We start from the raw sequence: 23,656 nt of genomic DNA on the forward strand, positions 1-23,656 counted from the left end.
TCCTTTAATTTTTAATTTATTTCTTATTTACTGTAACCATTGCTGGTCTTATAACTTTCCCTTTCAATTTATATCCTTTCTGAAACACTTTCACGATAACATCGTTGTCCAAATCTTCAACATTTTCAGTCATCATTGCTTGATGTTCATAAGGATTAAATTTTACGCCTTCTGCTGCTTCTAATTCTTCAACACCTTCTTCAGTTAAAAGATTTCTTAAATTTCTCAAAATCATATTAACTCCTTCAACTAACGCATCAAAATTTTTAGTTTCTGTAGAAGCACTTTCAGCTCTTTCTAAATTATCAATATTATCTAATAATTTTATAATAATTCCTTCAGAAGCATATTTTTTCATTTCAGCAACTTCATTTTCTTTTCTTTTTGTGAAGTTTTGAAATTCAGCTAATTTTCTTGTATAAGAACTTTTCCATTCTTCCAAGTCCTTTTCAAGTTTTGCTATTACTTCTTCTGGTGTTTCTTCTTTAACTTCTCTTTCAGAATCATCAACTTTAGCTTCTTTAGTTTCTTTATCTAGCGTTTCTTTTGATTCTTTAACTTTTTCTTCTTTTTCTTTTTCCATTCCCCTCTCACTTTCTTTTTATTTATTTTTTTTTAATAAATACTGCACTTCTTCTGAAACATATTCAACAAGTCCAACCGTCTTTGAGTATTCCATCCGCTTTGGACCGATTACTCCCATCATTCCTTTCGCATCTCCAAAAGTATAAACTGAAAACACAAAAGAAAAATCTTCCAGTCCAGCAATTCCCAAATCTTCTCCGAAAATAACATTTACTTCACCATCTTTATATTTATCCATTTGAATAAATTGTGAAAAAATATTTTTCAAATCATTTGGACTATTAAACAATTTTGCTCGACTTACAACTTTTACAATATCATTGCTCTCAAATAAATTTGAACTCCCTTCAAAAAATAATTTCCCTTCATTTAAATTTTGCTCTTCTTCCAATTCTTCTGGAATAAACAAATCTAAATCAGTTAAAAATTCTTTTAAATCTGATAATGTAAAAATTGAATTACTATTTTTTATTTTTTCATTTAAAAAATTGTTTATTTTATCAATTTCCTTTTCACTTACAGGATTTTCCAAATAAATATTAAGACTTTTCGTCAAAAATGTATCCATCACAACTACGGCTAACACATTTGTATCATTTATGTGTACAAATTGCACTTTTCTTATACTTTCCTGCCGAATTGACGGCTCCAATACCACTCCTGCATATTGGCTAATTTTTGACAGCAACCTTGAAGTTTCTTCAAAAATTGCGTCTATTTGATTTATTTTTTTATTGTAGGTTTCAAAGACTTTTGCTTTTTCCTCTTGAGAAATATCTCTTATCTTTAAAAGTTCTTCGACATAAAGCCTATATCCCTCGCTTGTAGGTATTCTTCCAGAAGATGTGTGAGTTTTTACAATTAACCCTTTATCCTCTAAATCTGCCATCGTATTTCTAATTGTGGCTGACGACACACCAATATTATACTTTTTTTCAAGTGTTCTTGAACCAACACTTTCACCAAAATCCAAATAATGCTTGATGACCGCCTTTAAAATTAATTGCTCTCTCTCATTCATCTTAACACCCTTTCCTTTTTGTTAGCACTCTAAGACTATTAGTGCTAATCACAAATATATAATAATATATTTTTTACTTTTTGTCAACTCTTTTTTTTAATTTTTTTTAAAACTTTTTTATAAATATATCTAAATAGACAAATTTAGCGCAAAAACATCGACTTCCATATATTTTTATTATATAATTATGTTGTAAGCAAGGAAACTTACGCTGTATATCTGTGATGTTACTGAATGAAAGTTTAAACATTATTTAAGAACATCAGCTACAAAGAGCCACCATTTTTAGTGGTATTTTTTGAAAGGATTTTTTTATGGAGATATTTGTCTATTCGGATGAATCTGGAGTTTTTGATGTTAAACATAATAAATATTATGTTTATAGCGAAGTAATTTTTTTGAATAAAAATAATAAAGATGTGAAAAACAAAAAATATAAAATTATTAATGCAACAAAAAAGTTATAAAATTTGGCGTTATAATAAACCAAAAAGAAATACATCCAAAAATTTTTGAGAATAAAAAAAATAAGCAGTGATACCTAAATTATGCTTACAAAATTGGAAATAAAAATTATTTAAAAAAACTGATAGCCGAGAAAAAATAATAGAAGAAAAAGTAGAAAATGTTTATATTTTCTTCGACGAATATTCAGCGACAACAAATAAAAAATATGAATTTTAAAGAAGGATTAATACAAGAATTTAAAAGCGAAACTTTTAATTCAAACTATGAAGTATACATAAAACCTATTTTTAAAAACTTAAAATATTTAGAAGTAAAATATTGCAATTCCGAAAAAACACCCATGATAAGACTAGCCGACATTACATCCAATTATTTATATAGCGGTGTTTTAAACAACAAACCTATACAAGATACAATTTATTTAAAAATGTTACCTTAAATAAAAAAATACATAGAAAGCTATATTTTTTATGAATTAAAATAAATATTTCAAAAATTTTGTGATTTAATAATCGATTTTTGAGAATATTCATAATTTTATATAAATATACACACATATTATCAGTAATAAAAAGATATGTTACCCATATGGCAACATATCTAAAAAGGAGTTATGAAGAATCAACATCCTTTTTAAAGAAAACCTAGTAAAACAAGGACTGAATTTTAAAAATAGTCCAATGTTAGTCCAACAAGAAATTGTTAGAATAAAAATCTCTAATTTTATAAAAAAATTCAACATTATCTGTAAATTTTAAAAATGGAAAATCCAACTAGAAACAATATTAAATTTAGTTATTGTATTATTTTTTCTCACTATGCTAATTTAGATAGTGAGTTTTTTCTTGTAAGAGCCGATTTAAGAGCTTATTTTTGTTATTCAAGGGAAAATATCAAAAATAAGTTTAAATGCTCTCTACGGGGCTTATACAGAGTTATCCGAGATTGTATTTTTGACATAGTCTGTGAGATAAAGGCACAGTATTTTGCAAAGCTATCCCTATAAGTATGGCACTATTTTCTTGATTCTAATTAGTGTGGCTTTGAAATACAAATAATTTTTTTTGAGAAAATTAGCAACCATTAATTTAATTTGTATAAATTGTTGTAAAAATTATGAAATTAAAAATCTTGACTTCTATATTTTTTTATTATACAATTATATTGCAGATAGGAGATTAGACTGTATATCTGTGTAACTGAATGAAAGTTTAAGTGTTATGTAAGAATACCAGCCACAGAGCCACTATTATAGTGGTATTTTTTTAATAAAAGGAGTGATTTTTATGGCTACAATAAGTTTTTTTAGAACACCAGAATTTAAGACAGATAAAGAAATTGATGGTTTAATAAAAGCCTTAGAGAATGATAGAAAGCCTAATTTAACAGATGTAAAAATAAGAACAATTACTGATGAAAAGGAAATAAAGGAATTATTGGGGTTAAATGATGGAAAAGATAACGTTGAGTGAATTGTTGAAATATGATACAGAAGAAAATATAAAAAATAAATTTTTAAATAATTTTAAAAGTTTAGAAAACAATGATATAGAAAAATTTTTACATAACCGAGCAATTGAATTTGAGAAAAAATCTGTTTCAACAACTCATTTAGTATTTAACAATAAAAAATTAGTTGGTTATTTATCGTTGTCAAATAAAAGTTTAATTTTATCCAAAGAACGATTTGAAAAATTAAGTAATAGCCGAAAGAAAAAATTAATGCAAAGTGGACAAATACTTGAAAATGGACATTTAGCTGTAAATAGTTACTTAATTGGACAATTAGGAAAGAACTATAATTTAGCAAAAGAAGAACAAATAAAAGGAAAAGACTTGCTCTCATTTGGATTCAATTTATTGCTGGAAGTAAAAAAAATAATGACGGCACGTTATGTTTGGCTAGAATGTGAAAATTCTGAAAAACTTATAAATTTTTATAGAACGTTTGGATTTGAAAAAGTAGATGATTTTATTTCTGAAGATGGATTTGTTGTTATGATAATGAAGTTGGATGAAAAATAAATACTACTGATTATTATATGGTAATGTTTTTTTATAAAATATTCAAAGGTGTGATTTTTTTATGCCAACGGTTAGTACAAGTATAAAAATAGATGCCAAAACAAAGAAAGAAGCACAAGAATTATTTAAAGATATGGGAATGAGTTTAACTGCAGCAATAAATATATTCTTGAAACAGGCAGTAAGAGAGCAGAGAATACCTTTTTATGTTGGAGAGCCAAAATATAAGGAAGAAGTTTATCAAGCTATGAAAGATGTAGAACAAGGTAAGAATTTGAGCAAGTCTTATCATAGTGCTAGAGAAATGATAGAGGATATTTTGAAAGATGAAGATGAATAAGTATAATTTAAAATATACAAATAGGTTTTCTAAAGATTTAAAATTAATAAAAAAACGTGGGTATAATCTAAAATTACTTGAAAAAGTAGTTGAAATATTGATTAATCGTGAAAAATTGTCTGTAAAAAATAAAGATTATGCTTTAAAAAATAAATATTTAGGGTATCGTGAGTGCTGTATAACATCTGATTGGTTGTTAGTATATAAAATAAAAGGTGAGGAATTAATATTACTAACAACGAAAACAAAAACTCCGAGCAGTTTATTTTAATAAAAAATTTGGAATCACAGTTTTTAATTTAGCTGTGATTTTTTTTTAAAATTATTTTTTATAAATTAAAAAATCAAACAGTATCGTTCTGGTAGACTTTTTCATTTCAAGGCAAGGTATTTATCCAAAAAAATTTTTAACGAACGCTATAAGGCTGTTACACGGATATACGAGCGAATAACAAAAGGGCCTCACTCAAAAAAGAAGGCCCAAATTTAAAATCTATTTTTAGAAAACACATCACTATTTTCTTAATTTTATTTTATAGCTTTAAATGTAATAAATTTTATTTAAATTTTTCTTTAAAAAAGGCATTTTGAATCTTATTGAATAACTCTTCTTTTTCCTTAAAATCTATATTTTCATTATTAAAGAACGATATAATAGATGATTCTAAATTACTGGAATCTTTATTTATACCGTATAATATGTATTCAGGTGAAACACTATATAAATTAGATAACTTAATTAAACTCTCACTATTTATTTTCCTCTCATTATTCTCATATCGTGAAATAGCTCCAGCAGATGATTTTATTTTTCTAGCCACTTCTTCCAAAGAAAATTTGTACTTTTCTCTCAAACTTTTTAATCTTTTTCCTACATTTTCCATAGTAATTCTCCTTTAAAATCAATAAATTTTACCATAAAATTGATATTTTATCAATTTAATTGAAATAATAATGATAAATTTTATTTTTATGGTACAATTATTTTACTAATTACCAAATAAATAAAAGATATAAAATTTGAATAAAATCTTGACAATTACTCTTTAAAATATTAAAATTAAAGTGTAATAGTAAAGGTAGTGATAATTATGTTAAAAATTACAAATGACAAATTAAATAATTTTTTTGAAAATAATACTATAATAACAGTTAAAGAAGCAGAAAAAATCGGTATAAAAAGACAGATTCTTTCTAATTTATGTAAAAAAGGAATTTTAGAAAGAGTAAAGCAAGGAGTTTATCAGAAAAATGATACAATTACAGATGAATTTGTAAAAATACAAAAAAATAATAATGTGATTTTTTCAAACACAACTGCTCTATACTTTCATAATTTAGCAGATAGAGTGCCAAATACAATTTCAATAACAGTTCCACAAGGTTATAATGTTTTGCATATTACAAAAAAATTTGAAAATTTGAAGATTCATTATGTGAAAAAAGAAATATTTGAAAGTGGAAAAATTGAAACTTTGAGTAAAATGGGTGCTAAAATTTATATTTATGATAAAGAGAGAACGATATGTGATATTATAAAAAATAAAGAAAAAATTGATGTGGATGTATTTTCAAAGGCATTAAAATTATTTTTTAAAAATAAGGATATAAAAGTAAGAAAATTGATAAAATATAGTAAAGAATTAAAAATTGAGAAAAAAGTAAGAGAATATTTGGAGGTTTTGATATGACATCAGAAAAGTTAAAAGGGAAAATAAAAAGTTTTTCAGAAAAAAATAATTTGAAAGCACAGGAAGTACTACAAATGTATTTTTTTGAAAGATTTTTAGCTCGATTAGAAAAATCAAGATATAGAGTAAATTTTATAATAAAAGGTGGATTTTTAATTTCATCAATTATTGGTATACAAAATAGAACAACGATGGATATTGATACGACAATAAAGGGACTTCCAGTAAAAGAGGAAATTATTAAAGAAATAATATTGGAAATTTTAAATATCGAAGTAAATGATGGAATAGAATTTGTATTGGGAAAAATAGAAAATATAAGAGAAATATCGGAATATGAAAATTATAGATTACATTTGATGGCAAATTTTGAAAAAATAAAAAATCCACTAAAGATTGATATTACAACAGGAGATGTAATAATTCCATCAGAAATAGAATATTCATACGAAACAATATTTAAAGAAAAGCTGAATATTTTGGTTTATTCATTGGAAACATTGATTGCTGAAAAGTATGAAACTATAATAAAACGAAATATTACAACAACGAGATTGAGAGATTTTTATGATATTTATATGATTTTTAAATTGAAAAATGATAAAATAAATGTAAATAACTTGAAACAAGCAATTTGGGAAACGGCAAAAAATAGAAATTCAACGGAAGAAATATTAGAAAGCAAGGAAATTTTAGAAGATATTAAAAATGATGAATATTTGAATAAACAATGGAATATTTATAAAAAAGAAAATAAATATGTTGATAATATACAATTTTCTGAAATTTTGAAATTACTAAATAAAATAGCAGATATTGTACAAGAATAGAATACTCCATTATTTTTCTAAATTTTTCATAATAATTCTACTTTAAAATCAATAAATTTAATCATAATTATTGATATTTTATCAATTTAATTGAAGTTGTCTTGACAAACTTTTAATTTATGGTATAATTATTTTACCAATTAGCAAAAGATAGGAGATTTAAAATGAAAAAAAATCTTTTAAAATCAAAAATGAGTTTAAACGAAGACAACAATAAAACATTGGCACACAAGCTAAAGATAACTCCTTCAGCATTTTCAAGAAAAATCAATGGAACTAGTAATTTTACTATTGAAGAAATGAAATTTATTAGGAAAGAATATGAGTTGAGTGATGTTGAGTTTTTGGATATTTTTTTTGATAATTAATTTGCTATTTGGTAAATTTTAAAAAAGGAGATGATAATTTAATCGAAACATATTTTTATATCAAATAGAAAATTAAATTAGAATAGGAGTGAAAAAATGGATAAAAGAAAAATTTGGGAGCAATACTATAACGATAATGATGAGAATAATAAAAATAATGGAGAAGAAAATAGCACTCAATCAGATGTTAAAAGAAAAGAGATATTAGAACAGTATTATGATAAAAATAAGGACTTAAGCGATGAGAATGTAGGGCTAAAATATATAGGATTAGTTTTTGCTGATGTTATATTATTAAATATTATAACTGCTCTTGGTTTTGCAATATTTGCAAGTTTAAATGGTTATGATAATAATTGGCTACTTGCAATTATTTTATGGGTAATTGATGTGTTTGTATTAGCATTATTTTTAAAAACTGTAAGTCAAACTATAAAATGTTTAAAAAAAATGTAATTAATAAGGATAACTTTAAAGAAAGGAACTTTTTATGGATCTGAATTTAGATTTTTACTTTTTATTCACTATTGTATTTTTTATCGTTTGGTTTTTTATAATTAAAAAAATTGAAATAGAAAAAGAAAATAATCTTAATGACTTAAATAATTTTATTATGAAAAAGATGAGAGAAGTTAATAAAAGTAACTATTATGAATTAAAATATATCGAGGGATTAGAATTTCAAAAAGAAGAAAAAGTTTATGCTAAAATTTTAAATAACAGATTAGAAATTGGAAATTCTGATAAAAAAGAATTTTTAGATTTTGATAAAATTAAAATGATTGATTTTAATATAAAAGAGGAAAAATATGAAGATGTCATTTCAAACACTCTTGTAAAACATACATTTTTATGGAGTGAATTGAGAATCTCTTATTTGGACGATAACGAAAATATTCAAAAAATAATATTTGAAGATAGAAATTTTACAATTGAAAATTCTGAAAAAATTATCGAAAAAAGTTTTTTCTATTGTGAGTATTTAGGGAAAACTTTAAAAAAGAGGATTCCTCATTTGAAATAAAATTGAGCAAAAAATTAATTATAAATTTAAGGAGAAATTATGAAAAATGATTTTTTTATCAAATTGGCTAAAAAAGATGAGAAAATGACTTTATTGAAAATAGCAACACTACTATGTTTTATTGTACATACGATGATGTTGGCAAATTCGGAATCTATTCATCTTGTTCATTATTATATCGGTGAATATGAAAGAGCTAGTATTTTCTATTTAATGGATTATCCAATGTATTTTCTATCATATTCTTTAGTGTATTTTTTACTTGAAAACATATTAATAATCATCTATTTAAAATTTAAAGTGAATGGAGAAATAGATAAATTTTTTAAACTAAATTACATACTATTAATTCTAACAATGGGATTTTATTCATTAAGCACAATATTTATGGTTTCTTTTATCATAAGTATCTATAAATGTTTTGAATTTGCTAAAACATTTTCAAAAAATAAAAAAAACTTGTTATTTTCAATATTAGGTTTTTTTACTATTTTCTTTACTTCAATGTTATTATCTAAGATTGATAACTTTCTTTTTAGAATTTTAATTTTATTACTAGGAATTTTAGCAATGTCAAGTATCTATCTATATAACAAAAAAATAAATAAAGTTCCAAGTTTAAATTATGTTTTTTTACTTTTAACCGAAATATGTTTTTGGACTAGAATTTTATCTGATGAATCAGTTAATTTTATAGGACTATTGCTATTAATTATCACAATAATCGTGAATCTAAGAGTTATTTTCCCTAAAATAAAATCTTACACAAATTTTAGTAAAATTCAAAAAATCATAATAATTATAGGTATTTTATTTAGTTTGTTTTCTAAAGTATACATAATCAAAAAACAAGAACAAATTGAAACTATTTCAAAACAGGAATCTGATACTAACAATTCAAATGAAAATAATACTTTGGAATAAAAATATGGAGAAAAGGAATAAAAAATATGAATAATAAAACAAATATTCGTAATTTAATATTTGGAATTATAATGGGATTGATTGCTATATTTAATATTTTTGAGTGGACTAATTTTATAATTAAGTATAGCAAGCAAAATCCAAAAGTTTCAAAAGTTAAAAAAATAAAAAAGAAAACTAATAAACACAATAACAATAATACAGAAAATGATATTGAGTATGAAATAAAATCAGGATATAAATACAAAAAATCTAATGGAGAAAACTCAGTATTTACTCCAAGAAATCTCGGTTATGCTGAAAGTCTACTTAATAATCAAGTTTCATACGACAGTTTAAGAGAAGAATACTGTAGAACAGTAAATGAAATTGTTAAGGTAGATAATGGAATAATGCCAGGTACAACTAAACTTTTTGAAGAAGTAACCTATACTCAAGTAGATGACGCTTATAGAGAACATTTACAAAAAATAGCACAAATTAGACAAGTATTTGATACAATTTATGGAAATGATAATGATTTGGAAAATGGAGCAGGTTGTCATTATACTGGAACTCATTGGAATAATGCAAATTCACAGTATAAAGCAAAACAATTTTACGATCGTTCTATAATTAAATACCTTAATAATCACGGTTATGGTATAAAAAATAATGCTAGTTCCACTCTTAAAAGAAAAGAAAAAAATCCAAATAATGAAAAAGAAATTGAAATTGAAAGAACAATTGACGAAACAATAAATGAAATTGATGGAACAACAAATCAAATTGACCAAACTCAAAATAATAATTCAACAAATTCAGATGAAAGCGATGATGAATATTCAGAATAGAAAACAAAAGAGAAAATTTTTTATTGTAATAGCCGATTTAAGAGCTTATTTTTGTTATTCGAGGAAAATATCAAAAATGAGTTTAAATGCTCTCTACGGGGCTTATACGGAGTTACAAGTGCATATCTTAATCAGACAGGGCCTTAAAAAATGAAAGGCCCTGTATTTTGTTGTCAATTTATTTATTTTTAGTTTTCTCGTTCAATTCTTCAATAATTTTTTTATAATTACTTGGCTTTTTCAAAGGTACTTTTTCAAATATTTTTTCCATTCTTTCTATTTTTTCATCATCATATCCTGTTTTGCTTCCATCTAAATGATATACTTCAAGATAATTTATAAAATCATTTATATTATTTGTTGAACGAAGGCTTATAAATGAGAGAAAATCTTTGATTCCAATATAAAATGTATGTTTTTTATTTGGACTTCGAACAGCTACCACTTTAGGATTTCTTATAGCGTCTTCTATATCTCCATAAACTTCCCCTTCTTTTTCATCTATTGAATTTATTACATTAAATGAAAATCCTAAATTTTCTAAATAATCAATAAAACATATTATAGCTGTTATTCTCTTATTTTCTTTAAATAAAGCACTTAAAATTTCTCTTATCTCTGACTTTTCTTCTTTTTTAAAAAATTTTTCCAATTCATTTAAAGGTATCTCAAGTATTCTAAAAAAATCAAGCAAAGTATTAAATGGTATTGTTCTTTTCCCAACTTCATATTTTTGTATACTTAATTTTGTTATATCCATTTGCTTGGCAAGATTTTCCAAACTCAGTCCTTTTCTTTTTCTATAATTTCTTATTATTTCTCCCAAAATTTTGTTATTCAATTCTTTATTATTTTCTTCCATAATTTCTCTCCAATCTTTGTTAGTACCATAATTATATAATAAATTTTACAAAATTTCAATAATTTTTTTAATCAAAAAGATGTATTTTTAAAAAAATATGCCAAAAAGATATTGACAAATTTTAAAAATAGTGGTACAACTATATTATGATACAAAAGTATAATTTATTTTAAAACACATCTTTTTGAATATAAAAATTATTCTTCTATTATTAATTAGTATTAAACAAAATAGAAAAAAATTATAAAAAAATAACAATAAAAAAATGTAGTTTATTCCAAAAGAAAAGGTAGAAATTTTAAAAGGAGTGAATTTTATGAAAAATAAAAGTTTAGAAAAAGAGGCAATTGAAAAGCATTGTCTTGAGTGCTGGGATGATGATAAGGAAAAAGTTTTAAACTGTCCTTATAATAAATGCCCTTTGTGGAAATTTAGATTAAAAGAAGAGAAGAAAGGAGAAAAGAATTGATGAAAACAGATACAGAAAAAGTGATAGAAGAGAAGGAAAATTATTATTTAAAGGCTCTTGAATGGTATTCTGAATACGAAATAATATCAAAGTCTGAATACAGCAGTATTAATACCTGTTTTAATAATTATATTGAATGCCACGAAAATTCAATGAAATTTACTAAAAATTTAAGATGTAAACGAAGAAGCTGTCCTATATGTGATGAAATAGACAGAAGTGCCAAATATTTTGAAATAATGAAGAAAATAGAAAATTTTAAAAATAGATATTTGATATTTATACTGACAATAAATGGAAAAAATGTTGAAATTAATGATAAAAGTAGATTACAAAATGAATTAAATGTATTAAGAAAAAACTTTAATAAATTAGTCAAGTGTTCTTTTTTAAAAAATATTGTAAAAGGATATTTAAGAGTAACGGAAATAGCTTATAATCCTGAAAGAAATTCTTTTCTTCCTCATTTACATATCCTGCTATTTACAATAAAAGGGATATACAAACATTTTAAAATGAAAGAATTAAAAGAAATGATACAGGCTAAATGGAATACTATGAGTGGATTCAAAACCAATGTTCGTTTAGAAAAATTAGGTACAGAAGAAAAAGTACAGAAAACTGTATCTTATTTAACTCATTCTAAAAAGAAAAGATTGAAAAATTTTTTTGATAATGATGAAAATAAGACAATTCTTTCTATTTATTTAAATATTATAAAAAGGAAAAGAATATATTATTGGAGTAAATTTAAAGAATAAGAATATTTCCTGTCAGACTTATCCCCTTTGATTGATAATAACGAATCAAAAAAATAATTTTATGAAATAAATTTTTAAATTATTGAAAACTATAAACAGAAAATATATCTAAAATACAAGTTAAAAATCAAAAAATGTAATATATAAAAACTTGCAACTTATTTTAACTTATTTTATCTAAAAATATACTAATAAAAATAGAGAAAGTAGAGTGGTAAATATGAATTTAGAAGATAAGAGACTAATATACTATACATTGAAAAGTAGAATTAGAAAAAAGAAATTGAACTATAAAGAAATATCAAAAAAAATGAATATATCAGAAAGTGGACTTAATAAAAAAATGAATGGAAAAAATTTTTTTACACAATCAGAAATATATGAATTAAAAGAATTGTTAGAATTGAGTAATGATGAATTGGTACAGATATTTTTTTAAATAAATATATTGCAATAAAAGAAAAATAATATTAAAATTATAAAGCAGATAATGCTTTTTAGTTGGATTTTCAGAATGGAGAAAATATGAAAAAATATAAAAATGCAAATGGTACAGGGAGTATAACAAAAGTTAAAATAAATAGAACGAATCCTTTTAGAGTTAGAGTTACTAATCCTGTAACTAAAAAAAGACATTCTTTGGGATATTTCAGCACTAAAAAGGAAGCAACAGAAGTATTAAACAAATATTTTAATAATCCTTACAATTTAGAAAATCATAGAATTAAATTTAAAGATTTGTTTGAGTTATTTAAAAACAGTAAAAAAGATATTGTTGCTAAAAATACTTTGAACAGTTATATTAATAGTTTTAAACGATGTAAAGAGTTACATAATCTGGTTTTTAAAGATATTAGCACTCCAATATTGCAAAATCTAATAACTAATTTGAATTGTAGTATTTCAACTAAAAGTATGACAAAAGGATTTTTAAAAATTTTTTGGGACTATGCCAGAGAAATAGACATATTGGAAAAAAATAGAGCAGAATTTATAAATTTACCGAAAGAAACTGAAATCAAAGAAAAAAATCCTTTTAATTATGATGAAATAGAAAAATTATGGAAAAACAAGGACATAATATGGGTAAAATATATTTTAATTATGATTTATACAGGTATGAGAATCGAAGAAACTGTGGAATTGAAAAAGGAAAATGTAGATTTACAGGAGGAATTTATACACGGTGGAAATAAAACTAGAAAAGGAAAAAATAGAAGTATACCTATTCATAAAGATATAGTTGAAATTATAAAAGAACTTTACGAGAACAGTCCAACAGATTATTTGATATACAATGATAAATGGATATTCAGTAAAAAAAAGAACGAAAATAAGCCTTTAAGAAAAAATTATTTTCGTGAGAAATTTTATAAAACATTGGAAACTTTAAAAATTAATAAACATAAAACTCACGATTGTAGAAAAACACTAGCAACACTTATGAGTAATCAAAAAATAAATAATATTGTGATAACAGATATAATGGGACACGAAAATATTGCGACAACAAAACAATATTATATTCAGACAGATAAACAAAAACTAAAGTTATCAATGAATAGTTTAAATTTTAGAAAAACTTCATAGAAAGCCTTAATTATAGGCTTTTTTCTTGATATTAGTTTTAGTCCAACGCTAGTCCAACGGATAAGGTAAATGAGTACCTTTTTATGAAAAATTACAAATAAATAAAAAAACTAAAAAAATGAAAAAGATAACTGAATACCTTTTTGATACTGTATTATCTTGTTTTGTAAGAAATGGCAAAAAAAATATGCTACCCTTGTGATAGCATATTTAAAAAGGAGTTATGAAGAAAAAAGTTTTCACTTTTTCTATTGGTCACTGATAATTATACACTAACATCATTAGAAACCCTTTTTTTGTTTATTTGTTTTTAGTTTGAATATGACTTTTTTTGGGTCGCCCACAAGTTGAAGTTCCTGAACATCTGCAGCAATCTGTTCCACATAAATTTTTATTTTTTTTATAATCTTTATAAATTTTTCTAAATACTGCAAAAGCTACAAAAAGTGCTATTATTCCAACTATTATTGTTTTTATCATCATAATATTTCCTCTTTTCTAAACTAATAATCTTGCAATGTTGAAAAATAATGTTGATACCACATATGGCAACACTAACAACATTGACACTTGAAATGCTAATAATTTCCATCCAAATTCTTGTTTTAAAGCTCCCATTGCTACGGCACATGGCACTACCAAAAGGACATACAGCATAAATGAGTATGCTCTTAATTGACCATATTTATCATTCCACAAGCTTCTAATTGCGGGAATGATATTTCCACCTGCATCTTGGTCAAGCTCCTCCTGACTTTTCATTTCCAATGTCGCAATTTTAAAGGTTGCAATATGTCCTAATGATTTTACTGATTCTACTGCCGCTCCTCCCAATCCGACTACTTGATCTTTTAAATCTGATACAAAATTATATTCTTTTTTCTCATCATCTCCTTGAGATAATAAAATTTGTCCTAAAAATCCAACTACTGTTTCTTTTGCAATAATACTTGGCACAATAGAAGCCACAGGTTCCCATCTGTCACCAAAACCAGTTGGCTTGAATACAGGCTGAACAACTTTCGCTGCTTGACCTATGTATGAACTTTCGGCATCTCCTTTATTTGGGAAATATTGGAAAAACCAAATAATTAATAAAATTCCTAAAACTATTGTAGTTGCTTTTTTTATGTAAGAGAAAGTTCTTGATCTCATATTACTCCAGACAGCTTTTGCACCTGGAAGTCTATATGGCGGCAATTCTATAAGTAACTCTGTATTATTTCCTTTAAAGTATTTAAATCTTTTTAATATAAAAGCTACTAAAAGGGCCATAAATACACCAAAAACATAGATTGAAACTACTACTAAAGCTGCATTCTTGCTAAAAAACGCCGCTGCAAGCAATGAATAAACTGGCAGTCTTGCTCCACATGACATGAATGTTGCGATAACTCCTGTTAATCTTCTTGTTTTTTCATCTTCCAATGTTCTTGTTGAATAAATTGCTGGAACTGTACATCCAAATCCGATTAGCATTGGGATGAATGCTTTTCCTGAAAGTCCAACTTTTGTCATCATTTTATTTAAAATAAATGCAACACGAGCCATATATCCGCTTTCTTCAAGAATTGCCATAAAGAAGTAAATAAAGAACATAAGTGGAACGAATGTCAATACTGAACCTACACCAGCCAAAATTCCATCAAGTATAAAGCTGCTTAACCAATCTGGCACTCCTTCGATGGCGTGACCTACATATTTTATGACGAAGTCACTGAAGAAACCATCAATCCAGTCAATGAACGGTGAACTTCCATCAAATACAATTACGAAGACAGCATAAATTATAGCGAGAAATGCTATTCCACCGAAAAACTTATTCAAAAGAACTTTGTCAATTTTATCAGTTAATGCAAATTTATCTCCAGTCCCTCTTTTTAGGTTCATTGAGATAATTCCACGCACTATTCCGTATCTTTCTCTTGCCAAAGCATCTTGAGGTTCAAGTCCGTAACGATTCTCAATATTTTTCTTTTCAGTTTCTCCAATATTAGAGACACTTACTCCAAATTCAGTTTTCACTCTTGCCGCTACATTAGTGTCATCTTCCAAGATTTTAATTGCTAACCATTCTACTGGATATTTTTCCAAAACTTTTTCATAAGATTTATCATTTTCCAATTTATCCTTCAAACTTTTAATATTATCTTCGATTTCCTTTTCAAATGGCAATCTATGCTGTATTTTTTTATCTGAAGAATTTTTTTTGTAAAGTTCTACAGCTTTTTCCATAAGTTTGTCTACTCCAGCTCCAGATCTTCCACTTGTGAAAATAACTGGCACTCCCAATTGCTTTTCAAATTTTTCTATATCTAATTGATAGCCAATTCTTTTAAATTCATCTTCAAAGTTAAGTGCCATCACAACTGGAATATCAAGTTCCTTTAATAAAGCTGTCAAATAAATATTTTTTTCAAGCGATGTGGAATCTAGTACATTAATTATCACATCAACTTTTTCATCCAGCAAAAAATCTCTTGAAACTCTCTCTTCTGCTGTACTCATTGATAAATTGTAAATTCCTGGCAAATCAATTAATTTTACATCTTCATCTCCAACTGAAAAAAATACTTCTTTTTTTTCAATTGTTACCCCTGGCCAGTTTCCCATTTTTAGACTTGCATGTGAAATTTGGTTTATTAACGCTGTTTTTCCGACATTTGGGTTTCCGACAAATGCTATATTTATCATTCTACCACCTCAATCTCTACCTTTTCTGCCAAATTTTCACTGAGAACAATTTTGGTTTCTACTGTTTTAATCAAAATATTCCCATTTGCAATATTTTCAATTTTGCAGATATCACCCCTACAAACTCCTAAACTAAGTAATCTCGTGTCAAGTTTTTTTTCAATAATGTCTTTTAAAAAAAACTTGTCCCCCACTTTTCCTTGCAATAAAGTCATCATAATCACTCCTCTAAAATACAAATTAATTTCTCTAAAATAATTTTATCTTCAAAATATAAATTACTTGTTTAATATTATATTTTGCTTATCAAAACTATTTTATACTTTTTTTGAAATTTTTGCAAGTATTTTTAAATAAAATATATATTTAATTATAAAAATATAATAGCCTAAATTTTTTGAGGATAAAATATTTTTTACTCAAATTTTTTTATCATTAAAATTTTTATTTTATTAAAAAATATTGATTTTTATAGAAAATAATTGTATTATTAAACAACGATTATAAAGAAGGAGAATTTTTTTATGCAGAAAAAAAAATTTTTTTTAATTTTACTTATTTTTCTGTCAATATTTTCGTGCAAAAGTTATGAAAAAATGGGACTCCAGACCAAAACTACCGTTTACAATGCCGACAATGTTGACTTTTACTACGATTTGACTTACAAAAAAGATGGCGCAACACATTACGAAAGACAAATTTGGGATCAGGCTTATGATATTTTGGACAACGCTCATGACTTCTTTCTTATGGATATTTTTGTTTTTAACGATTGGGTTGGAAAAGGTGTGGAAGAAAAATTGCATCCGCTTCCAATCGCTGAAGAATTTGCACAAAAAATTCTAGAAAAAAAGAAAAGAGAGCCAAATGTTGAAATTTATTTGATACTTGATGAGAGTAATACCTTTTACGGCGCATTTGACAATCCAACACACAAAAAATTGGAAGAAGCTGGAGTAAAAATAGGTTATGTCGATTTAGCAAAATTGCGTGACCCGCTGCACTTGTATTCAGCACCTTGGCGACTTTTTATAAGACCGTTTGGAAATCCTAAAAATGTTGGAAAAACTAAAAATCCAGCTTATGAAGGAACTGATCCAGTTACGATTAGAAGTATTTTAAGAGCGTTAAATGCCAAAGCTGACCACAGAAAATTGATTATGAACGAAAGCACGGCTATGCTAACTTCTGCAAATCCACATGCCGAAGGGTCAAGACATTCAAATGTGGCTTTTAAATTTTCTTCGCCAATCATTCAAAAAATTTACGACGCTGAAAAGCCAGTTGCAAGAATTACCAAAAAAGATGGAAGTTTAAAACAAAGATTGCCAAATAAAAAACTTGATATCCCAGCTTCTCAAAACGATAAAATTAAATTGCAATATTTTACTGAAGGAGCGACTGGAATTGACATTTCAAAAGAATTAAAAAAAGCGAGATTTGGTGACAAAGTTGTGATAGCGCAGTTCTTTTTGGCGGACAGAAAAATTATTAATGACATAAGAAAAGCCGCTAAAAGAGGTGTAAAATTTGAAATAATCTTAAACAATTCCACAGCCGGACTTCCAAACAAAGCATCCGCTGGAGAACTTATGAAATTTGCACGAAAGCACAATTACGACATCACAGTTAGATTTTACAACAAAGGCGAAGAGATGTATCACGTGAAAATGATGTCTATCTTTAAAAAGGATTATATGATAACTTATGGCGGCTCGACTAACTTTACAAGAAGAAATATGAGAAATTATAATTTAGAAAATGAACTAAAAATAATTTCGAGTTACGATCAAAAAGTTTCAAAACAAATTTCAGATTACTACGACAGACTTTGGACAAATAGAGATGGTGATTTTACTTTGCCGTATGATGAGAATAAAAATGAAGGAGTTTTTAATGATTTGCTTTTTAGATTTATTGAAATGAATGGAATTGGAATTTTTTAAAAAATTATGGGGAATAAAAATTCCCCATTTTTTTATATTAAATATTACATTATATTATACATCAACTGAAACAACTTTAGTTTCCCCAATTTCTTTATTCATCGTAATTCCATAAAGTCTGTGCGAACCTTTCATAGTTTCTTTATTGTGCGTGATTAAGATAAACTGCGATTTATCAGTAAAATTGTGAAGCAATTCCACAATTTTTTTCGTATTTTTTTCATCAAGAGCCGCTTCAATTTCGTCAAAAAAAGTAAAAGGACTCGGTCTGAACATAAAAATTGCCATAATAAACGAAACTGCCAACATTGATTTTTCTCCACCTGACAAAAGTAAAAGCGATTGCTCAGGTTTATTCTTGTATTTTACGCTAAGCTCAAGTCCCGTTGTCAAAATATCTTCAGGGTTTATCAGCTTTATGTTTCCCTTTGCTCCATTCAAAATATTTTCGCACATATATTCAAAATTTTTATTAATTTCTTCGTAAGCGGTTAAAAATTTTACTCGCACCTCATTTTCAATTTCTTCAATAAATTCCAAAAGTGTTTTTCGGCTTTCCACCAAATCTTTTTTTTGATTCACAAGATTTTCATATTCTTTATTTTCACGCTCAAATTTTTCAATTGACGACAAGTCAACTTCCCCAATTTCCGCCCGCCTTTTTTCATTTTTAGAAAGCTCTTTTTTTATTTCCAAAAATTCTTTTTCATTGCTTATCTCAAAATATTCTTCATCTTGCATAACTTTGCTTTCTTCAATTTCACCAATTTTTTCAGTTTCAAAATTCAAATCTTTTTCATTTTTTTTAATTTTTTCAGATAATTTTTCATTTTCACTTTGAAACTTAACAATTTCAATTTCTAAATTTTTTAGTTCTCCCAAAATTTCTCGCTCAAACTTTTCAAATTTTTGAATTTCTTCTTCATTTTTTTTAATTTCGGACAAAATATTTTTATTTTCATTTTCATATTTAGAAATTTCATTTTCTTTAGAAAAAATTTCAGAATTTAATTTTTTCTGTAAAATTTCTTTTTCATTTTCAAATTGTACAATATTTTCAATTTCCCTCAAATTTTTTTTGTAGTCGCTGTAAATTTCATCATATCTTTTTTTATTGCCCTCTTTTTTCACTTTCAAAATTTCATAATCTTTATCAACAATATTTAATTTTTGCAAAAATTTTTCAGTATTTTCAATTTTAGAACTCTCATTTTTAAGTTTTTCCAATTTTAAATTATTTTCTTTAATGTATTCGTCAATTTTTTTATTAACTCAAGATTTTGCAAAAGTTTTTTTTCTTTTTCCGAAATAAAATCGTCAATTTGAGAAATTTCATATTCCAAAGTGTCAATCGACCTTTTTTCCCGTGAAAAATTTCCGTTAAAATTATCGTAACTTTTTACGAACTCACTATATTCATTTTGAAATTCTCTAAAATTATTTTGCAACTCCTTTTTCCTTCTGTCAATTTTTTCAGCTTTTTCAAAAATTTTTTCAACTTTTTCATTAAACTCAAAAAACTTTTTTTCTTTTTCCAAAATTTTTTCTTCTAATTTTTTCAATTCTTTTTTTTGAAAAAGAAGCTCATCTCTTCTCTGCGAAAATCCTCCAGTCATTCTTCCACGAGAAGTGATAATATCGCCGTTAAGCGTCACAATTCTGTCACTAAAACCTTTTTTTAAAAGTTCAATTCCAATTTCCAAATTTTGTACAACAACAGAATTTCCATAAACAAACTGAACAACTTTTTCCAAGTTTTTATCAAATTTCACAATATTTCTTGCAAAATCAATTATTCCATTTTGACCTTTCGTATTTGAAACAATGCTTTTTTTCTCACTTTCACTAAATTCGCCAAACAATTTTTTTGAAAAATTTTTCTCAATTTTGGGAAGAAAATTCAAACTTTTAAAAACTTTTATATCGTTCATCGGCAAAAATGAAGCTCTTCCCATTTTTTCTTTTTTCAAAAGTTCAATGCAATTTCGTGCAACTTCAGTATTTTGTGTGACAATATCTTGAAACATTCCGCCTGACAAAGTTTGAATTGCCGCTTCAAAGCCAAAGGGAATTTCAATCAAATTTACAAAAGCTCCCACAACTCCATTTATTTTTTTGTCTAATATGTATTTAATGCTTTTGTTAAAAGTTTCATTGTTTTCAATCGCACTAGAAATCGCATTCTTTTTAATTTTCAAATTTTGAAGCTCAAAATTCATTTTATTTTTATTTTTCACATTTTCCGAATGTTTTTCTCGCAAATTGTCAATTTCACTTGTTAAGCGAGAAATTTCCTTTTCACTTTGCACTTTTTCCTTTTCTTTTTTTTCCTTTTGAAATTCAAATTTTTCTTTTTCTTGAATAAATTTTTCAAAATTCTCTTTTAATTTTTCCATTTGTGAAAAATTTCTTTTTTTCTCGTTTTTAGACAAAAAAATCCTTTTTTCCAAATCTTCATTTTCTCCAGCAATTTTTATTTTGTCAATCTCTAAATTAGAATTTTTTCGAGTTCTCTCTTTCAACTCTTTTTCGATTTTTTCACTTCTATTTTTTATTTCCAAAACTTTTTTATAAATTTCTTTTTTTTCTTTTTCTTTTTCAAAAAATTGTCTTTCCAAAATTTCTAATTCATTTTTTGAATCATTCAAAATTTTTTCTTTAGAAGAAATTTCAATTTCCAAATCTTTTTTTCTTTTCTCTTTTTCCAAAGCCTCAATTTCCAAATTAGAACTTTTATTCAAAATCTTAGAATACTCATCTTTAAGTTTTTCAATTTCGCCAAAATTACTATTTCTCTGTTTTTTTTGTAAAACAAGATTTTTTTTAGCTTCATCATTTTTTTTGCCAATTTTTTCCGATTCTTCTCGCTTCTCAGACAAATTTTTTTCAAGTTTTTCCAATTTTTCCAAAATTTCACTATTTTTTTCTTCAAACTCATCACGCAAAAATTTTTTTTCATTAATTCCATATTCCAGAATCATAAATTTTTGAGTGTCCATTTTATCAGAAATTTTTTTGTAAAGCCTTGCCTTTTTTTGTTCAATTTTAAGTTCTTCCACTCTTTTTGACAAACTTTTTTCCACATAGTCTATTTTCTCAATTTCATTTTTGACATTTTCAAGTTTTTTCGTAGCTTCTTCCTTCTCATTCTTAGCCTTTTTAACTCCAGCTGCTTCCTCAATTATTTCTCTAAGCTCTTTTGGCGAAGACCCAATTATCCGCTCAACTCGTCCTTGACCAATCACAGAATAAGCCTGTTTCCCAATTCCTGTATCCAAAAACAAGTTGTGAATATCTTTTAGCCGAATTCTTTCGTTATTCAAAAAATATTGATTTTCCCCACTTTTAAAAATTTTCCGAGTGATTTTCACATCTGTAAAATCAATGTCCAAATATTTATCGTCGTTGTTAATATAAAGACTGACTTCTGCTTGATTTTTTGCCTTTTTATTTTTTCCTCCAGAAAAAATCACATCTGAACTCTCTTTCGCCCTAATATTTTTATAACTCTGCTCTCCCAAAACCCACAGAATTGCATCCAGAATATTACTTTTTCCACTCCCATTCGGTCCCACAATTGAAGTTATTCCGCTGTCAAATTCAATTATTGTTTTATTTGCAAACGACTTAAAGCCGTTTATCTCCAATGCCTTTAAATACATCGCTTTTCCTTTCAAAAATTTTATTTTTTTAATATCTATAACCTAGTTTTTATTTTATATTATTTTTTTTATTTTATCACAAGTAAAAAAATACTTCAAACTAAAAAGTTAATGTCGCTAAATAATAATTATTGTGATATAATTTTAGAACATAAAGTTAGAATATTAAAATAAATAAATAAAGAAAGAAAAAAAAATAAAATTAAATAAATAAAATTAAAAAAAATAACAAAAATTTTGAAAAGAGGAAAAATGATTTATTTTATTGGTGGGACAAAATTTAGAGAATTTAAATATTTTGAAATTTTAAATAAATTGAGAGAAAAAAATCCTAATATCTCTGAGAGCTTTTTTGATGCAGAACTTAAGGAAGATGAAAATTTTTTGGAAAAACTTATGACAAATTCTATCTTTTCTTCGCAGGAACTTGTCGTGTTAAAAAGAGCGCAAAAAATAAAAAAATTTGAAACATTTTTGAAAAACATCGCTAATTTGGATATAATAAATAAGCAAATTATTATTGACTATGAAAAAGAAGATGGAAAATTGAATGCCGAGCTAAAAAAAGTTCTTGATAAACTTGAAAAAGATAAAAAAATTAAAAATTTTTTGTTTTTAAAAGACGAAGATATTGAAATACAAAATTATGTTATGCTTGAGCTGAAAATAAATAAAAAAAATGCTAGTTCACTTTTGGAAATGATTGGAACAAATCCTTTTAAAGTGAAAAATGAAATTGAAAAAATAAAAATTTTTTTAGATGGAGAAAAATTTGATTTAAAAAAACTAAAGAATATTATTTCTATAGAAAAAGAATATAAAATTTACGAAATAACTAAAGAAATTTTATCAAATAGAATAAATGAAGTTATGAAATATTTGGAGCAAACTAAGGAATATATGGGAGTGCTTTATTCACTGTATAACGAATTGGAAGTTTTATATAAAATAAAAATTTTAAAAAAAGAAGGTAAACAATTTAGCTCTAATTATAACACTTTTAAAATTCAGTTTGAAAAAGTAAAAGAAGCATTTAAAATAAATAACAGAATTCCAAATTCGTATGCTATTTTCAAAAAATTGGAATTAGAGAAAAATTATAGTTTAGAAAGTTTAAAAAAATTGGTATATCGCTCCTGGGAAATTGAAAATTCTATAAAAACTGGAAAAATTGAGATGAGTGCTGGAGTCGAAAGGCTAATAATGCAGATTTCTTCACTTTATAAGATAGACTGTATAATAAAATGAAACTCATTATAATTTCGTGTTAAAATATTAATAACCACAAAAACATTAACAAGAGGAAATACATCATGAGTTGTAAATATTTTACTATAAATGCGAAAAATAAACTAGAGGTTCTGCTAGAAAAAAACTACAAAATAAAAGAGAGTTGCTGAGATTTTTAAAAAAAGTCAGGGCTACTATTTATCGGGAAATTAAGAGACTTAAAGGTGAATATTGTACTAAAAAAGCTCAGATAAATGCCAATAATAAAGTCTGTAAAAAAGGCAGAAACTTACAAAATTACTTCTGAATTAAAGTATTTAATAGAGTCCAAGC

The 23,656-nt window shown here is 25.5% G+C and carries 25 protein-coding genes and 1 pseudogene; 18 read left to right on the plus strand and 8 right to left on the minus strand.

Annotation, left to right across the window (positions count from 1 at the left end; all coding sequences use genetic code 11):
- Window positions 1-16 precede the first annotated feature (16 nt).
- Both grpE and hrcA read right to left on the minus strand, forming a co-directional pair.
- Complete coding sequence (gene grpE, locus BCB68_RS00820) at window positions 17-583, minus strand: nucleotide exchange factor GrpE (RefSeq protein ID WP_094079109.1); 567 nt, start codon at window positions 581-583, stop codon at window positions 17-19.
- An 18-nt stretch (window positions 584-601) separates the two neighbouring features.
- The gene (gene hrcA, locus BCB68_RS00825; protein ID WP_094079110.1) at window positions 602-1,606 is read right to left on the minus strand and encodes a heat-inducible transcriptional repressor HrcA; all 1,005 of its coding nucleotides are present in this window, start codon (window positions 1,604-1,606) and stop codon (window positions 602-604) included.
- A 314-nt stretch (window positions 1,607-1,920) separates the two neighbouring features.
- Here hrcA and BCB68_RS10670 point away from each other — a divergent pair, with 314 nt between their 5' ends.
- The 5 genes from BCB68_RS10670 (at window position 1,921) to BCB68_RS00850 (ending at window position 4,710) form a co-directional block, all read left to right on the plus strand.
- Window positions 1,921-2,073: a hypothetical protein gene (locus tag BCB68_RS10670; protein ID WP_216639352.1), complete on the plus strand. Its 153-nt coding sequence runs from the start codon at window positions 1,921-1,923 to the stop codon at window positions 2,071-2,073.
- 1,287 nt (window positions 2,074-3,360) lie between these two features.
- Window positions 3,361-3,546 (plus strand): hypothetical protein, encoded by a 186-nt coding sequence (locus BCB68_RS00835; protein WP_021743949.1) that lies wholly within the window; start codon window positions 3,361-3,363, stop codon window positions 3,544-3,546.
- Window positions 3,524-4,099: a hypothetical protein gene (locus tag BCB68_RS00840; RefSeq protein ID WP_021743948.1), complete on the plus strand. Its 576-nt coding sequence runs from the start codon at window positions 3,524-3,526 to the stop codon at window positions 4,097-4,099. The genes BCB68_RS00835 and BCB68_RS00840 overlap by 23 nt, the downstream gene beginning before the upstream one ends.
- A gap of 61 nt (window positions 4,100-4,160) precedes the next feature.
- On the plus strand, window positions 4,161-4,439 hold the full coding sequence (locus BCB68_RS00845) for a type II toxin-antitoxin system RelB/DinJ family antitoxin (RefSeq protein WP_094079111.1): 279 nt from the start codon (window positions 4,161-4,163) through the stop codon (window positions 4,437-4,439).
- A complete protein-coding gene (locus tag BCB68_RS00850; protein ID WP_094079112.1) occupies window positions 4,426-4,710 on the plus strand; it encodes a type II toxin-antitoxin system YafQ family toxin in 285 nt (94 codons plus the stop codon). The genes BCB68_RS00845 and BCB68_RS00850 overlap by 14 nt, the downstream gene beginning before the upstream one ends.
- A 286-nt stretch (window positions 4,711-4,996) precedes the next feature.
- Here the strand turns inward: BCB68_RS00850 and BCB68_RS00855 are convergent, their stop codons facing one another.
- The gene (locus tag BCB68_RS00855) at window positions 4,997-5,323 is read right to left on the minus strand and encodes a helix-turn-helix domain-containing protein (RefSeq protein WP_094079113.1); all 327 of its coding nucleotides are present in this window, start codon (window positions 5,321-5,323) and stop codon (window positions 4,997-4,999) included.
- Window positions 5,324-5,530: 207 nt separating this feature from the next.
- Here BCB68_RS00855 and BCB68_RS00860 point away from each other — a divergent pair, with 207 nt between their 5' ends.
- From BCB68_RS00860 to BCB68_RS00890, 7 genes are all read left to right on the plus strand, one after another.
- A complete protein-coding gene (locus BCB68_RS00860; protein WP_094079114.1) occupies window positions 5,531-6,130 on the plus strand; it encodes a type IV toxin-antitoxin system AbiEi family antitoxin domain-containing protein in 600 nt (199 codons plus the stop codon).
- Window positions 6,127-6,960, plus strand: coding sequence for a nucleotidyl transferase AbiEii/AbiGii toxin family protein (locus tag BCB68_RS00865; RefSeq protein WP_094079115.1), 834 nt, complete (start codon window positions 6,127-6,129; stop codon window positions 6,958-6,960). Before BCB68_RS00860 ends, BCB68_RS00865 begins: the two co-directional genes overlap by 4 nt.
- Before the next feature lie 164 nt (window positions 6,961-7,124).
- Window positions 7,125-7,328, plus strand: coding sequence for an XRE family transcriptional regulator (locus BCB68_RS00870; protein WP_094079116.1), 204 nt, complete (start codon window positions 7,125-7,127; stop codon window positions 7,326-7,328).
- A gap of 96 nt (window positions 7,329-7,424) precedes the next feature.
- Window positions 7,425-7,784, plus strand: a complete 360-nt coding sequence (locus tag BCB68_RS00875) for a hypothetical protein (RefSeq protein WP_094079117.1) — start codon at window positions 7,425-7,427, stop codon at window positions 7,782-7,784.
- Between the two features lie 34 nt (window positions 7,785-7,818).
- Window positions 7,819-8,352, plus strand: a complete 534-nt coding sequence (locus BCB68_RS00880; protein WP_094079118.1) for a hypothetical protein — start codon at window positions 7,819-7,821, stop codon at window positions 8,350-8,352.
- Between the two features lie 39 nt (window positions 8,353-8,391).
- Window positions 8,392-9,276, plus strand: coding sequence for a hypothetical protein (locus BCB68_RS00885; RefSeq protein WP_094079119.1), 885 nt, complete (start codon window positions 8,392-8,394; stop codon window positions 9,274-9,276).
- A 26-nt stretch (window positions 9,277-9,302) separates the two neighbouring features.
- Window positions 9,303-10,109 (plus strand): hypothetical protein, encoded by an 807-nt coding sequence (locus tag BCB68_RS00890; protein WP_094079120.1) that lies wholly within the window; start codon window positions 9,303-9,305, stop codon window positions 10,107-10,109.
- A gap of 178 nt (window positions 10,110-10,287) precedes the next feature.
- On the opposite strand, the gene BCB68_RS00895 is transcribed toward BCB68_RS00890, so the two are convergent.
- A complete protein-coding gene (locus tag BCB68_RS00895) occupies window positions 10,288-10,971 on the minus strand; it encodes a helix-turn-helix domain-containing protein (protein ID WP_094079121.1) in 684 nt (227 codons plus the stop codon).
- Between the two features lie 316 nt (window positions 10,972-11,287).
- Here BCB68_RS00895 and BCB68_RS10600 point away from each other — a divergent pair, with 316 nt between their 5' ends.
- The 4 genes from BCB68_RS10600 (at window position 11,288) to BCB68_RS00910 (ending at window position 13,791) form a co-directional block, all read left to right on the plus strand.
- Window positions 11,288-11,440, plus strand: coding sequence for a hypothetical protein (locus BCB68_RS10600; RefSeq protein ID WP_172617471.1), 153 nt, complete (start codon window positions 11,288-11,290; stop codon window positions 11,438-11,440).
- The gene (locus BCB68_RS00900) at window positions 11,440-12,201 is read left to right on the plus strand and encodes a protein rep (RefSeq protein WP_094079122.1); all 762 of its coding nucleotides are present in this window, start codon (window positions 11,440-11,442) and stop codon (window positions 12,199-12,201) included. Before BCB68_RS10600 ends, BCB68_RS00900 begins: the two co-directional genes overlap by 1 nt.
- 220 nt (window positions 12,202-12,421) lie before the next feature.
- A complete protein-coding gene (locus tag BCB68_RS00905; protein ID WP_021742996.1) occupies window positions 12,422-12,640 on the plus strand; it encodes a helix-turn-helix domain-containing protein in 219 nt (72 codons plus the stop codon).
- Window positions 12,641-12,726: 86 nt separating this feature from the next.
- Complete coding sequence (locus tag BCB68_RS00910; RefSeq protein ID WP_094079123.1) at window positions 12,727-13,791, plus strand: tyrosine-type recombinase/integrase; 1,065 nt, start codon at window positions 12,727-12,729, stop codon at window positions 13,789-13,791.
- A gap of 300 nt (window positions 13,792-14,091) precedes the next feature.
- Here the strand turns inward: BCB68_RS00910 and BCB68_RS00915 are convergent, their stop codons facing one another.
- From BCB68_RS00915 to BCB68_RS00925, 3 genes are read right to left on the minus strand one after another with little or no spacing between them, the layout of a single operon-like run.
- Window positions 14,092-14,274 carry a FeoB-associated Cys-rich membrane protein gene (locus tag BCB68_RS00915; protein ID WP_237048657.1) on the minus strand — a complete coding sequence of 61 codons (183 nt, stop codon included), beginning with the start codon at window positions 14,272-14,274 and terminating at the stop codon, window positions 14,092-14,094.
- Between the two features lie 15 nt (window positions 14,275-14,289).
- The gene (feoB, locus tag BCB68_RS00920) at window positions 14,290-16,485 is read right to left on the minus strand and encodes a ferrous iron transport protein B (protein WP_094079124.1); all 2,196 of its coding nucleotides are present in this window, start codon (window positions 16,483-16,485) and stop codon (window positions 14,290-14,292) included.
- Complete coding sequence (locus BCB68_RS00925; RefSeq protein ID WP_237048658.1) at window positions 16,482-16,703, minus strand: FeoA family protein; 222 nt, start codon at window positions 16,701-16,703, stop codon at window positions 16,482-16,484. Before BCB68_RS00925 ends, feoB begins: the two co-directional genes overlap by 4 nt.
- Before the next feature lie 306 nt (window positions 16,704-17,009).
- Here BCB68_RS00925 and BCB68_RS00930 point away from each other — a divergent pair, with 306 nt between their 5' ends.
- Entirely contained in the window at window positions 17,010-18,431 is a 1,422-nt protein-coding gene (locus tag BCB68_RS00930) for a phospholipase D-like domain-containing protein (RefSeq protein WP_094079126.1), read from the plus strand.
- A gap of 54 nt (window positions 18,432-18,485) precedes the next feature.
- Here BCB68_RS00930 and smc read toward each other — a convergent pair.
- Window positions 18,486-22,093 (minus strand): annotated as a pseudogene (gene smc / locus BCB68_RS00935) (chromosome segregation protein SMC).
- 252 nt (window positions 22,094-22,345) lie between these two features.
- Here smc and BCB68_RS00940 point away from each other — a divergent pair.
- On the plus strand, window positions 22,346-23,341 hold the full coding sequence (locus BCB68_RS00940; protein ID WP_094079127.1) for a DNA polymerase III subunit delta: 996 nt from the start codon (window positions 22,346-22,348) through the stop codon (window positions 23,339-23,341).
- The last annotated feature ends 315 nt before the right edge of the window (window positions 23,342-23,656 follow it).

The organism is Leptotrichia sp. oral taxon 498 (genome assembly GCF_002240055.1).
Taxonomy (GTDB): domain Bacteria; phylum Fusobacteriota; class Fusobacteriia; order Fusobacteriales; family Leptotrichiaceae; genus Leptotrichia; species Leptotrichia rugosa.